This window comes from Thauera sp. 2A1 (assembly GCF_009469595.2).
Classification (GTDB): domain Bacteria; phylum Pseudomonadota; class Gammaproteobacteria; order Burkholderiales; family Rhodocyclaceae; genus Thauera.
On record NZ_SSXV01000004.1, the window covers coordinates 37,377 to 50,305 of the forward strand.

Annotated in this window: 14 protein-coding genes; 6 read left to right on the plus strand and 8 right to left on the minus strand. The window is 68.2% G+C overall.

Annotation, left to right across the window (positions count from 1 at the left end):
* Positions 1–43 precede the first annotated feature (43 nt).
* From GH664_RS05080 to GH664_RS05100, 5 genes are all read right to left on the minus strand, one after another.
* Complete coding sequence (locus GH664_RS05080; protein ID WP_153167044.1) at positions 44–1,213, minus strand: ABC transporter substrate-binding protein; 1,170 nt, start codon at positions 1,211–1,213, stop codon at positions 44–46.
* Positions 1,214–1,375: 162 nt separating this feature from the next.
* The gene (locus tag GH664_RS05085; protein ID WP_228111401.1) at positions 1,376–1,705 is read right to left on the minus strand and encodes a hypothetical protein; all 330 of its coding nucleotides are present in this window, start codon (positions 1,703–1,705) and stop codon (positions 1,376–1,378) included.
* Between the two features lie 131 nt (positions 1,706–1,836).
* Positions 1,837–2,778: a branched-chain amino acid ABC transporter permease gene (locus tag GH664_RS05090; RefSeq protein WP_153167045.1), complete on the minus strand. Its 942-nt coding sequence runs from the start codon at positions 2,776–2,778 to the stop codon at positions 1,837–1,839.
* On the minus strand, positions 2,775–3,641 hold the full coding sequence (locus GH664_RS05095; RefSeq protein ID WP_153167046.1) for a branched-chain amino acid ABC transporter permease: 867 nt from the start codon (positions 3,639–3,641) through the stop codon (positions 2,775–2,777). Before GH664_RS05095 ends, GH664_RS05090 begins: the two co-directional genes overlap by 4 nt.
* Positions 3,642–3,679: 38 nt before the next feature.
* Positions 3,680–4,651: a nitronate monooxygenase family protein gene (locus GH664_RS05100; RefSeq protein ID WP_153167047.1), complete on the minus strand. Its 972-nt coding sequence runs from the start codon at positions 4,649–4,651 to the stop codon at positions 3,680–3,682.
* Between the two features lie 257 nt (positions 4,652–4,908).
* Between GH664_RS05100 and mscL the strand changes: the two genes are divergently transcribed.
* Positions 4,909–5,337 carry a large conductance mechanosensitive channel protein MscL gene (gene mscL, locus GH664_RS05105; protein ID WP_153167048.1) on the plus strand — a complete coding sequence of 143 codons (429 nt, stop codon included), beginning with the start codon at positions 4,909–4,911 and terminating at the stop codon, positions 5,335–5,337.
* Positions 5,338–5,466: 129 nt separating this feature from the next.
* Here mscL and GH664_RS05110 read toward each other — a convergent pair whose 3' ends face one another.
* The 3 genes from GH664_RS05110 to GH664_RS05120 all read right to left on the minus strand — a co-directional run bounded on the left by GH664_RS05110 (position 5,467) and on the right by GH664_RS05120 (position 8,349).
* On the minus strand, positions 5,467–6,108 hold the full coding sequence (locus tag GH664_RS05110) for an MBL fold metallo-hydrolase (RefSeq protein WP_153167049.1): 642 nt from the start codon (positions 6,106–6,108) through the stop codon (positions 5,467–5,469).
* A gap of 157 nt (positions 6,109–6,265) precedes the next feature.
* Complete coding sequence (gene gdhA / locus GH664_RS05115) at positions 6,266–7,609, minus strand: NADP-specific glutamate dehydrogenase (RefSeq protein WP_153167050.1); 1,344 nt, start codon at positions 7,607–7,609, stop codon at positions 6,266–6,268.
* Positions 7,610–7,851: 242 nt separating this feature from the next.
* Positions 7,852–8,349: an OmpA family protein gene (locus GH664_RS05120; protein ID WP_153167051.1), complete on the minus strand. Its 498-nt coding sequence runs from the start codon at positions 8,347–8,349 to the stop codon at positions 7,852–7,854.
* A 250-nt stretch (positions 8,350–8,599) separates the two neighbouring features.
* On the opposite strand from GH664_RS05120, the gene lysM reads away from it, so the two are divergent.
* From lysM to GH664_RS05145, 5 genes are all read left to right on the plus strand, one after another.
* Positions 8,600–9,073 (plus strand): peptidoglycan-binding protein LysM, encoded by a 474-nt coding sequence (gene lysM, locus GH664_RS05125; RefSeq protein ID WP_153167052.1) that lies wholly within the window; start codon positions 8,600–8,602, stop codon positions 9,071–9,073.
* Between the two features lie 81 nt (positions 9,074–9,154).
* On the plus strand, positions 9,155–9,583 hold the full coding sequence (locus GH664_RS05130; protein WP_153167053.1) for a thioesterase family protein: 429 nt from the start codon (positions 9,155–9,157) through the stop codon (positions 9,581–9,583).
* Positions 9,580–10,890: a TIGR03862 family flavoprotein gene (locus GH664_RS05135; protein ID WP_153167054.1), complete on the plus strand. Its 1,311-nt coding sequence runs from the start codon at positions 9,580–9,582 to the stop codon at positions 10,888–10,890. Before GH664_RS05130 ends, GH664_RS05135 begins: the two co-directional genes overlap by 4 nt.
* A gap of 357 nt (positions 10,891–11,247) precedes the next feature.
* Positions 11,248–12,225, plus strand: a complete 978-nt coding sequence (locus tag GH664_RS05140; protein WP_153167055.1) for a glycerophosphodiester phosphodiesterase family protein — start codon at positions 11,248–11,250, stop codon at positions 12,223–12,225.
* Between the two features lie 10 nt (positions 12,226–12,235).
* On the plus strand, positions 12,236–12,919 hold the full coding sequence (locus GH664_RS05145) for an SDR family oxidoreductase (protein ID WP_153167056.1): 684 nt from the start codon (positions 12,236–12,238) through the stop codon (positions 12,917–12,919).
* The last annotated feature ends 10 nt before the right edge of the window (positions 12,920–12,929 follow it).

Genomic DNA, 12,929 nt, shown 5'->3' on the forward strand with positions numbered 1-12,929 from the left:
CCGATCAGGCCCTTCATGGAAGAGAGACCACGGACGAGGAAAGTCACTTCAGGTAATCCGAAATCAATTCCCACTTTCCATTCCGGATCTGCGCGAGCCGCCCGTACCGGTTGCCGAGATGGTCGGTGGGCGTGAAGCGGTATTCCGGGCTGCCGAAATAGTCGCGGGTGAAGTCAAACTTCTCCAGCGTGCGGGCAAAGCCGCCGATCGTGAGCTGCGGCCCGACAGCTTCCGCCGTGCGCACGAACATGTCGGCCAGTGTATAGCCCATCACGCTCCACACGTTGGGATCCACGCCGTAGCGCTTGCGGTAGCGCTGGATCCAGTCGGCGAGCTGCTTGTTGGCGCCCTCCGCATACGGGTGCGGCAGCACGCTGACGCCGTACAGCCCCTCCACCGCCGCGCCGCCCAGCTCATGTGTCTGCGCCGAATAGCCGGACGCGGTGACCAGCATGTCGACCTTCCAGCCGATCCTGCGCGCCTCGCTCATCGCCGCCACCGTCTCACGCACCACCGTGGCGAGCACCACGAAGTCGCAGCCGGCGCCGCGCAGGCGGGCGACCTGGCTCGACAGGTCGGTGGCGCCGCGCTTGTAGCTGGTCTTCTCGACGAGCGGACGTCCGAGCCTGCCGAGCGCCGCCTCGACGCCCTTCATCACCTCCAGGCCGTAGTCGTCGTCCTGGTACAGCAGGCAGGAGCGCTGGTAGCCGTGGGTCTGCACCATGTGGCGGGTGGCCGCTTCCATGTAGGTCTGGTAGGGCGCGAAGTTCTGGAACTTCAGCGGATGCAGCGGCAGATAGGTCGATTCGTGCGGCGAGAACGGGAACAGGTGCAGGCGGCCGGCGTCGACGATGACCGGCATCGAGGCCATCACCACCGGCGTACCCATGTCGGCGATGAAGGCAAAGGCCTGATCGCGCTGCACCAGCTTGCGCGCAGCAAGCACCGCGCGCTTGGGGTCGTAGCCGGAATCCTCGACCACCAGACGGATCTTGCGGCCATGAACGCCACCGGCCGCGTTGGCCTCGTCGAAGCGCATCAGCAAGCCGTCGCGCACCGGCACGCCGAGCAAGGCGATCGGGCCCGAAAGGTCGGAGATGGTGCCGACCACGATCTCGCGATCGGTCACGCCCGGGGTGACCGGAGCGGCCATGGCGGCGACAGGGAAGACGCTCGCGCTTGCGGCCAGCGCCAGCTTCAGAAGCAGATTCATGGGCACGGATCTCCGGTCTGATGGACGTGGATCCGCTTTATACCCTCACCCGCGCCAAGACATGGCTCCGACAGGACGAAGCGCCATGCAGGGGCGGGCTTGACCGCGACATCACACGACGCATCGTGTCGCGGTCAAGCCCGCTCCTACGCTTTCTTGCGATCAGCAGTTGCCTTTCTTGGCCTGGCCCGGCGGGCAGAAGTATCCGCGCTCGTGGCGGTGACGGTGGTGGTCGTCGTAGTAGCGGCGATCTTCGTAGCGCACAACTTCGCGCTCGCGCACACGTTCGCGCCCGGCGTTGCTGCCGACCGCGGCACCCACGCCGCCGCCGAGGGCACCGCCGATCACCGCACCATCGCGGCCGCCCACCGCTTCACCGACGGCCGCACCCACGCCGCCGCCGATGGCGCCGCCGAGCACGGTCGATGCGCCGGCATGAGCAGCGCCGGCAAGCGAGAGGCAAAGAAGGGCGGGAAGCAGTTTGCGCATCATTGCGTGTATTCCTGTTGTTGTTCGGTTGGGCTGGATCGTAAAAGGCAGCAGCACACGCTGTCCACGCCGAAGTCGTCAGTAAATGTTGCCCTGGCCCGCCGCCGCAACACCCGACGACGTGGCGGCGCGGTTCAACGCCCGCCTGCGATGCCGCGGGGCCGCAGCAGCACGACGGCCACGATCACTGCGCCGAACACCACCGTCTCCAGCCCCGCAGAGCGTGCCAGCTCGCCAGGCAGCGCGTCGCGTAGCACCGAGATCGCCTGCGGAATGGCGACGATGACGAGCGCGCCCCAGGCCGCACCCGCCTGGCGCTGCGCGCCGCCGATGAAGGCGAGCATCAGCAGCTCGAAGGAGAACATCAGCCCGAACTGATCCGGGCTGATGAAGCCGATCCAGTGCGCATACAACGCGCCGGCCACGCCCGACAGCGCGCCGCCGACGACGAAGGCGAGCAGCTTCGCGCGCACCGGATCAACGCCGCAGGCATCGGCGGCGGCCTCGTCCTCGCGCACCGCACGCCATGCGCGGCCGAGGCGCGAATCGAACAGCCTCGTGCACAGCAGCATGGCGCCGATCAGCGCGGCGGCACTCACCAGGGCCTGGCTTGCAGGCGATTCCACCGCCTGTCCGGCAAGCTGCAGCGCGGGCACCGCGAGCCCGGCTGCGCCGCGCGTGACCGGCTCCCAGCGCACCAGCGCCTCCTCGACGATGAGGGCGAAGGCCAGCGTGCTCATGCCGAAGTAGAGCCCCCCCAGGCGGCGTGCCGGCAGGCTGGCAAGCGCACCGCCCGCCGCAGCGATCGCCGCAGCGGCCGGAATCGCGAGCAGCGACGGCACGCCTGCGGTCACCAGCAAGGCCTCGGTGTAGGCGCCCAGCCCCACCAGCGCCGCCTGGCCGAGCGCGATCTGACCGGCCTGGCCCACCACCACGACGACACCAAGCCCGGCCAGCGCATAGGTGGCGACCAGCGTCGCCTGGCTCAAGGCATGGTCGGCGCCGAAGGCGAGGACCGCCAGCCCGAGCAGCGCGGCCCACGACAAGACCGAACGCCAGCGCACGGTCCGCGTCATCGCCCCGCCCGGCCGGCGCCAAAACCCGCCGGAAACAGCAGCAGCCCGAGCATCAGCAGCGCATAGGGCACGACGTCCTTGACGCCCTCGGGCAGCATCAGCCCCGCCAGCGCCTCCACCACGCCGAGGAAGATGCCGGCGACGAGCGCGCCCGGCAGGCTGGTGAGCCCGCCCAGCACCGCAGCGGGAAAGGCCTTCAGCGCCACCAGACCCATGTTCAGGTGGATGAAGGTGAGCGGCGCCAGCAGCAGGCCGGCGAGCGCGGCGAGGCCGGCACCGAGCGCCCACGCCAGCGTGTGCATGCGCGCCACCGGCACGCCCATCAGCGCGGCGATGCGCGCGTCCTCGGACAGCGCGCGCAGGGCCAGGCCGGCTCGCGTGGCGCGGAAGAACAGCGTCAGCAGCGCGGCGATCAGCAAGGTGGCGGCGATCACCAGCAACTGCCCGCCAGCCAGCGTCACGGCACCGATCTGCACGACATCCAAGGCGAGGGGCAGGCGGTAGGTTTCCTGCGCGGCCGCCGGCACCGAGGCCACCGCGCCGCGCAGCATCAGGCCGAGGCCGAAAGTCAGCAGCACCGCAACCAGATGCGGACGGCCGACGGCGTGGCGCAGCGCGATGCGCTCGAACGCCGCAGCCAGCAGCGCCGTGCCCGCCACCGCGGCGAGCGCCGCCACCGCGAGCGGCCAGCCTGCGCCCAGGTGCAGGCCAAGCGCAGTGAAGGCGCCGAGCATCAGCAACTCGCCTTGCATGAAGCTGACGGTCTCGGTCGCCTTGTAGATCAGCACGAAGGACAGTGCGACCAGGCCATATACGCAGCCGAGCGCGACGCCGCTGATCAGGACCTGGACGACGGCGAGCATGCAGGAACCCGGACGAGATGCCGCACGCGCGAGTCCGTTCAGCGCGCCACCGCGGCGCTGGGCGGCAGCGCGCAGGCGACGCGATATTCGTCGGCGAGGCGATCGACGAGCTGCGCGACGGTGGGAATGTCGTGGATCGTCGCCACGCCGTGGCCGGCGCTCCACACGTCGCGCCAGGCGCGGGCTTCTTCGGACATGTCGTGCAGCTTGCCCTTGCCGGCGCTGGCGGCGAGCGCGGCGCGGTCGAAGCCGGCCTGCTGCAGGCTGGGCCACAGGAAGTTGGCGTTGGCGCCGGAAATCGCGTCGGTATAGACAATGTCGGCCGCGCCGCAATCGACGATCATCTGTTTGTAGGCCTCCGGCGCCATCGACTCCCGGGTGGCGATGAAGCGGGTGCCCATGTAGGCGAAATCGGCACCGAGGACTTCCGCCGCACGCACCGCCGCACCATCGGAGATGCTGCCGGCGGCGACCAGCACGCCGTCCCAGAACTCCCGAATTTCGCGCACCAGGCTGATCACGCCCTGGCCACCGGCGTGCCCACCGGCGCCCGCCGCGACGGCGATGATGCCGTCCACGCCGGCGGCGATCGCCTTCCTGGCGTGGTAGGCATGGATCACGTCGGAGAACACCAGCCCGCCGTAGGCGTGAACAGCCTTCACCACCTCGGCCGGATGGCCCAGGCTGGTGATGACGATGGGCACGCGGTGACGCACGATGGTGGCGAGGTCCTCCTGCAGGCGGTCGTTGGACGCGTGCAGGATCAGATTGACGCCATGCGGGGCGCAGGGTGCCGCGGGCTGATCGCGCCCGCAGCGCGCGAGGGCTGCGTCGATCTCGCTCAGCCAGGCATCGAGTTGGGCCGCCGGTCGCGCGTTGAGCGCCGGAAAAGTGCCCGCCACGCCCGCCCGGCAGGCGGCGATGACCAGTTCGGGGCCGGACACGAGGAACATCGGCGCGGCGATGGCCGGTACGCGAAAGCGGCCGAGCAGGGATGTAGGAAGCGGCATGTCTTCTCCGGATGGCGATTCACGCAGGCCGCGAGGTGCGGCGGCGAGGCGATGACGCGAATTCTGGCACACGGACTGCGGCCTCGCCGCAGGCCGGCGCGCCGCTGAATGGGCAATCGCGCTGAGTTTTCCGCCTCATCCCCCTGTAATTGCGCTGCGCGCGGCGTTAAGATCAATCTCGTATCAGGCATGCAACGGGATATGACGCAACGGCGCGCCATGCCCCCAAACAACAACGTTCGCAAAAGGAGTTGCCCATGAGCTTCGTGCAGGAATTCAAGGAATTCGCAATGCGTGGCAACGTCATCGATCTCGCGGTTGGCGTGATCATTGGCGGCGCCTTCGGCAAGATCGTGGACTCTCTCGTCAAGGACGTGGTGATGCCTGCCGTCGGCATGCTGGTGGGCGGCGTCGATTTCAGCAACCTGTACGTCAATCTCGGCAAGACTGCCTACGACACCCTGGAAGCCGCAGAAAAAGCCGGCGCGCCGCTCATCAAGTACGGCGTCTTCATCAACAGCATCATCAACTTCCTGATCATCGCCTTCGCGATCTTCATCGCCATCAAGGCCATCAACAAGCTCAAGCGCGCCGAACCTCCGGCGCCGGAACCGGAGCCCGCACCCGAGCCCGAGGACGTGAAGCTGCTGCGCGAGATCCGCGACGCGCTGAAAGCGCGCGGCTGATCACGGCGCGGTGACGGCGATCGCTGTCACCGAAGTCGGTCAGCAAACGACAAACTTGTGACGCTCGCCCCGACAGGGCGTGCGTCACAAGTTTTTTTCGCGTTCTGAATCGTCGCGGACGGACGCGTTTCAGGCGTGATCGCCGACGTAAGGGTTGCTTTCGCGCTCATCGCCGAAAGTCGAGGTCGGACCATGGCCGGGGATGAAGACGATATCGTCGCCGAGCCGGAACAGCTTGGTGCGGATCGAGCGAATCAGCGTCTGGTGGTCGCCGCGCGGGAAGTCGGTGCGGCCGATGGAGCCGGCAAACAGCACGTCGCCGACGATCGCAAGTCGCGCGTCCGCATGCAGGAACACGACATGGCCCGGCGTGTGGCCCGGCGTGTGGATCACGCTCAGCGTTTCCTCGCCCACCGTCACCGTGTCGCCCTCCTCAAGCCAGCGGTCGGGCTCGAAGGTCTCCACTTCATGGAAACCGAACATCCGGCTCTGCTGCGGCATGCCCTCGATCCAGAAGCGGTCTTCCTGCTGCGGCCCCTCGATCGGCACGCCGAGTTCGCGCGCCAGCTTGGCCGCGCCTCCAGCATGGTCGATGTGACCGTGGGTGATCAGGATCTTCTCGATCGTGACGCCGAGACGCTGCGCCTCGGCGAGGATGCGGTCGAGATCTCCGCCCGGATCGACGACCGCCGCCTTCTTCGTCCGGTCGCACCACAGGATGCTGCAGTTCTGCTCGAAAGGCGTCACCGGGACGATGTTGGCCTGGATCATGGGTTACTGCTCCTGCAAACGTAAGTCGGACCGGAGTTTAACCGATCAGGTCCCAGCCTCTTCCGCGCGCAAAAAAACCCACCCGGCGGCGCCAGGCCGCAAGGGTGGGTTGGTACACCGGTAGCGCGTCAGCAACGCGCCAAATGCGCGACGATGCTCAGACCACGCCCTGAGCCAGCATCGCCTCGGCAACCTTGACGAAGCCGGCCACGTTGGCGCCGTCGGCATAGCTCACCGTGCCGTCCTCGCGCTTGCCGTACTTCAGGCAGGCGGCATGGATGCCCAGCATGATCTCCTGCAGGCGGGCGTCGACTTCCTCGCGGGTCCACGACAGGCGCATTGCGTTCTGGCTCATCTCCAGGCCGGAGGTGGCCACGCCGCCGGCGTTGCTCGCCTTGCCCGGCGCATAGAGCACGCCGTTGTGCTCGAAGATCTTCACCGCCTCGGCGGTGCTGGGCATGTTGGCGCCCTCAGCGACGGCGACCACACCGTTCTTCACCAGCGTCGCGGCATCGTTGCCGTCAAGTTCGTTCTGCGTCGCGCACGGCAGCGCGACCTGCACCGGCACATGCCACGGACGCACGCCCGGCTCGAAGCGGGCACCGACGCGCTCGGCATACTCGGAGACGCGGCCGTAATAGTGGTTCTTGATCTCCATGAGCACGGCCAGCTTCTCGGGGGTGAAACCTTCCTCGTCGATCACCGTGCCGCTGGAGTCGGAGCAGGTCACCGGCCTGGCGCCGAACTGCATGAGCTTCTCGATGGCGTACTGGGCGACGTTGCCCGAACCCGAGACCGCCACGCGCATGCCCTTGAGGTCGCGGCCGGCGTGCTCAAGCATCGCCTTGGCGAAATAGACCGTGCCGTAGCCGGTCGACTCGGGACGGATCAGCGAGCCACCGAAGGACAAGCCCTTGCCGGTGAACACGCAGGCGGCGTTGTTCGACAGCTTCTTCATCATGCCGGCCATGAAGCCGACTTCGCGGCCACCGACGCCGATGTCACCTGCCGGCACATCGGTGTCGGGGCCGACGTGGCGATACAGTTCGCTGATGAAGGCCTGGCAGAAGCGCATCACCTCGCCGGGGCTGCGGCCCTTGGGGTCGAAATCGGAGCCGCCCTTGCCACCGCCCATCGGCAGCGTCGTGAGCGCGTTCTTGAAGGTCTGCTCGAAGGCGAGGAACTTCAGGATGGAGAGGTTCACCGACGGGTGGAAGCGCAGGCCGCCCTTGTAGGGCCCGATCGCCGAGCTGTGCTGAATGCGGTAGCCGCGGTTGACATGGACTTCGCCCTTGTCGTCCACCCACGACACGCGGAACATGATCACGCGTTCGGGTTCGACCAGGCGGTCGAGCAGGGAGTGCTCGGCATAGCGGGGGTTGGCGGAGATGAAAGGCCAAAGGCTCTCCATCACCTCGCCGACCGCCTGCAGGAATTCCGGCTGGCCAGGGTTGCGCTGCTCGACGTAGGCCAGGAATTCGGCCAGGGACTGATATTTCATGGTGCTCGAACCTGTGTGGACATGAAAACGGCGTGCGGAACCCAACTTTCTCAGGGTTCGATGCGCAAAACCGCATTATTCTGCACCAGATTCACCAAAGCGGTGCATTTCATGCACCAATTCGGGATTCAAAATGCCGAATGTATCAAGATGCACCTTGGTGGTGCGCGCCAGCCCGCTCGACAGGCGCAAAAAAGCCGGGCAAGCCCGGCTTTGCGTTCGCGCTTCGAACGACGCAACGATTACTGCACGCGGACTTCCACGCGACGTGCCTCTGCAGCGTCGGCGCCACCCAGGGTCACCGCAGGGCGACGCATCAGCACGCGCTCGGCCGGGATACCCGCGTCGACCAGCGCCTTGCGCACCGACTGCGCCCGGCCCTTGGCCACTTCGGCATTGACCGCGGCACCGCCGGTCTCGTCGTGGAAGCCGGAGAGCAGCACATGCTTCGCCGGTTCGGCCCGCAGTGCGGCAACCACCGTTGCGATGCTGGCCGAAGCGTCCGCCGGCAGCCCGGTCTGGCCGAGGTCGAAGTAGATCTTGACGAGGGGTTCGCCGACTTCGGCGATCTCCACGAACTCCGCCGCGGCCGGCGCGACGACCGCCGCAACCGGCGCATGATGCGCCGCCGAGCGTGTCTTGTAGACACCAAGGCCGATGACAAAGGCAATCACCAGGGCGATGATGCCGAACAGTACGCCCATGACGACATTGAGTTCGCCGTCTTCCTGATCGAACATGTTTTGGCTCCAGATTCCTAGGGTTATCCCGCAGGCGCAGGGTCGGCGCGCAGTTTAGCGGAAACACGCGCTGCCGTTGAGGCTTTTGATCCGGCTCGGGCTGCGGGCGTGAGCTCGCCCGGGCGCAGCCAATTTGCGCAAATGGACCTCTCCGACATATCCGTCTATGCTGGGCGCGTTCCGGTTCGCACCGCTTTTCGCTCCGCTCTTTTGCGTCATCCGTCCGAATCATCTCAGCCAGGAGGCAAGCATGGGACTTTTCTCGTTCATCAAGGAAGCCGGTGAAAAACTGTTCGGCAGCGGCGAAGCGCATGCTGCCGGAACCGATCCCGCCGCCAACGCCAAGGCCGCCGAGGCGATCCGCAACTACATCGTCGCCCTGCAGTTGGCCCCCGCCGATCTGGCGGTGAGTTTCGATGGCGCCAGCTCCACCGTGACGGTATCCGGCACTGCGCCCGACCAGGCCACCAAGGAGAAGATCCTGCTTGCCGCGGGCAACGTCGCGGGCGTCGGCCAGGTCAGCGACCAGATGACGGTCGCTGCCCCGGCCGCGGAAGCACGCTTCCACACCGTGGTACGCGGCGACACGCTGTCGGCGATCGCCAAGCAGTATTACGGCAACGCCAACAAGTACCCGGCGATCTTCGAGGCCAACAAGCCGATGCTGAGCCACCCTGACAAGATCTATCCGGGCCAGGTGCTGCGCATCCCGGCCGAGGCCTGAGCGGCACACACGCGATGGGCCGGCAGCCCGGTCCATCGCGTTTGCTTTCCAGTCAAGACAACCCAGGCTCCGCACCGGCACATGGCCCGCATCAAGATCGAACTACCCGAATCGCTGCCGTTCTCGACCGAAATCCCGCTCTACGTCGAGCACATGAACCACGGCAATCACCTCGACAACGCCCGCCTGCTGTCCCTGGTATCGGAGGCGCGCGTGCGCTGGCTGAAGTCCATGGGCTACGGCGAACTGAACATTGAGGGCCTGGGCATCATCGTCGCCGACGCGGCGCTGCAATACCTGTCGGAAGCCTTCCACGGCGAGACCATGGTCGTGGAGATCGGCGCCGACGACTTCAACAAGTACGGCTGCGACGTCGTCTGGCGCATGCGCGACAAGGCCAGCGGCCGCGACGTGGCGCGCGGCAAGCACGGCATCGTGTTCTTCGACTACGACGTGCGCAAGATCGCGCCGGCGCCCGAGGGCTTCCGCCGCCACTTCCCCAGCGCATGAGTGAGGTGCGCGCAGGCAGCGCCCGCCGCCCGCGGGTCGCCGTGATCGGCGGCGGTCCGGCGGGCCTGATGGCGGGCGAAGTGCTCTCCGGCACGACCGAGGTCACCGTCTACGACGCAATGCCTTCGGTCGGGCGCAAGTTCCTGCTCGCCGGCCGCGGCGGGCTCAATCTGACCCACTCCGAGCCGCCCGACGCCTTCCTGTCGCGCTACGGCGAGCGCCGCGCGGTGCTCGAGCCGCTGATCGCCGCCTTCGACGCCGACGCGCTGCGCGCCTGGGCGCACGAGTTGGGCGTCACCACCTTCGTCGGCAGCTCGGGTCGCGTGTTTCCGCAGGAGATGAAGGCCGCACCACTGCTGCGCGCCTGGCTCGCCCGGCTGCGCGCCGCCGGCGTGCATTTCGCGGTGCGCCATCGCTGGCTGGGCTGGCGCGCCCAGGATGACGCCGTCCCACGCGCGCCGGCCACCTTGCGCTTCGCCACGCCGGACGGCGAGCGCCTCGCCAGCGCGGATGCGGTGGTGCTGGCGCTGGGCGGCGGCAGTTGGGCAAAGCTGGGCTCGGACGGCGCCTGGGTGCCGACACTGCGCCAGCGCGGCATCCGGGTCGCGGAACTGTTGCCGGCCAACTGCGGCTTCGACGTCGCCGCGGGAGGAGCGGACGGCATTGGCTGGAGCGAGCACCTGCTGGCGCGCCACCTCGGCGAACCGCTGAAGTCGGTCGTTGGCCGCCTCACCGACGCCAATGGCCAGACCGTCGAGCGCGCCGGCGAGTGCCTGATCTCCGCCACCGGCATCGAGGGCGGCCTGATCTACGCGCTGTCGGCGCCGCTACGCGACACCATCGCTGCGCGTGGCGAGGCGGTACTGCAGCTCGACCTTGCGCCCGGCCGCAGCCTGGAGCGCCTTTCAGCCGATCTCGCGCGCCCGCGCGGCAGCCGCTCGATGGCCAGCCACCTGCAGGGCCAGGCGGGCATCAAGGGCTTGAAGGCGGCGCTGCTGCGCGAGTGCCTGCCGGCCGCGGATTTCGCCGATCCGGCCCGGCTCGCCGCCGGCATCAAGGCGCTGCCCATGCGCCTGGTCGCAGCAAGGCCGCTGGACGAGGCGATCAGCAGCGCGGGCGGCGTGGATTTCAGCGAAGTGGACGCGCACCTCATGCTGCGCGCGCTGCCCGGCGTCTTTGTCGCCGGCGAGATGCTGGACTGGGAAGCACCCACCGGCGGCTACCTGCTCACCGCCTGCTTCGCCACCGGCAATGCAGCCGGGCAGGGCGTGCTGGAGTGGCTGCGGGCACAGGACGTACAGCGCTGACCGGGCACGCTGCGCTCGCGTGGCCACACCGAATCGCGGTCAAGCCCGCTCCTACAAAACCCTACCCAGCGCTGCGGCCCCGTGCAGGAGCGCGCTCGAGCGCGGCCACCCGGACAACACGAAGCCGCGCCTCCGTCCCCGTAGGAGCGGGTTTGACCGCGATCGACCCGCGAGGTCACAGCGCGGCCGCCCGGACAACGCGAAGCCGCGCCTCCGTCCCCGTAGGAGCGGGCTTGACCGCGATCGACCAAGCCAAGTCACAGCGCAGTCCGCTGCCGCTGCGTGCAGGTAGGTATTTGCCGTCGAGCCCAATAGAATCAGGGCAGAAGCCAAGCAGACCCCACACGTGAGACCCGCATGCCGCAGCCTCGTCGCCTGCAGTTTCCTTCCGGCCGTCCGCTGCCCGCGGGTCGCCCACTCATCGTCGGCCATCGCGGCGCGCGCGCCTTCGCGCCGGAGAGCACCCTCGCCGCCTTCGACAAGGCGGCTGCGCTCGGCTGCGACATGGTGGAACTCGACGTGCACCTGTCGCGCGACGGCGTGGTCGTGGTGCATCACGATGACCGCCTCGCGCGCTGCACCGACGTCGCCTCCGAATTCCCGCTGTTCGCCGGGGAATTCATCTCGGACTTCAGCGCGGAGGAACTGCGCGAGCTCGACGCCGGGAGCTGGTACGTGCGCGAACTGGGCCTGCCCGCGGCGCAGCGCCAACCCTTCCTGCGCGAGCTGACCGACACCGAACTCGCCGCGCACGTGCCGCTTGCCGAGCGCGAGCGCTTTTGCAGCGGCGCCATCCGCATCCCCACGCTGCGCGAGCTGCTGGCCTGGGCGGCGGAGCGCGACATGCTGCTGAACATCGAAATCAAGTCCATCCCACGCCTGTATGAAGGCATCGCCGCGCGCGTGGTGGCGGACGTGCACGCCGCCGGCCTGCATCACAGCGTGCTGGTGTCGTCCTTCGACCACGCCCAGCTCGTCGAAGTGCGCCGGCTCGATGTCGACATCGCCACCGGCGTGCTGAGCAGCGAGCGCCTCGCGCACATCAATGACTACCTCGCCCTCCTCGACGCCGACGCCTACCACCCCGGCTGCGATGGCGAGGTGGATTCGCTCGGCTTCGGCTCGGTGCGCGGCACGCTGGACCCCAACAGCCGCGCCGACATCGCCGAGCTCGCTGCTGCCGGCCGCATGGTCTTCGCCTGGACCTGCAACGACGCGCACCGCATGGCGGCACTGGCAGCCGCCGGCGTCACCGGCATCATCACCGACTACCCGAACCGGGCCATTGCCGCGCTCCACGTGCAGCACGAGCCCGTACCCATCCGCTGGAACTGAGGAGACGATCATGGCCGCTGCCCCGCTCGCCGGAAAACGTGTGCTGATCACCCAGGCCGACGCCTTCATGGGCCCGGTGCTGTGCGAAGTGTTCGCCGAACAGGGCGCCGAGGTCGTCGCCAGCACCGAGTCGCTGCGCGAAGCCGACGCACCGGCGGCGCTGGTGGCGCGCTGCGGTGCGATCGACGTAGTGGTCGCCAACCTCGCGCTGCCAGCGCCCAGCACCCCGGCGGTGGACGTCACCGACGACGAGTGGGCCGAGGTGTTCGGCTGCCTGGTTGATCCGCTGCCGCGGCTATGCCGCGCGGTGCTGCCACAGATGGTGGCCCGGCGTGCCGGCAAGATCCTGCTGATGGGCAGCGCATCGGCGCTGCGCGGCATGAAGCGCGCCTCCACCTACAGCGCGGCGCGCGGCGCGCAACTGGCCTATGTGCAGGCGCTCGGGGTGGAGATGGCGCCGCAAAATGTCCAGGTCAACGCGATCGCGCAGAACTTCGTCGACAACCCCACCTACTTCCCGCCCGAGGTGCAGGCCAATCCGCGCTTCCAGGAGCGCCTGCAGCGCGAGGTGCCGCTCGGCCGCCTGGTCGGCGCGCGCGAGGACGCGGCCTTCGCCGCCTACCTGAGCAGCGCGGCGGCGGACTGCTTCGTCGGCCAGGTGTTCCCAATGTGCGGCGGCTGGGTCACGCGCTGACGTAGCGCTC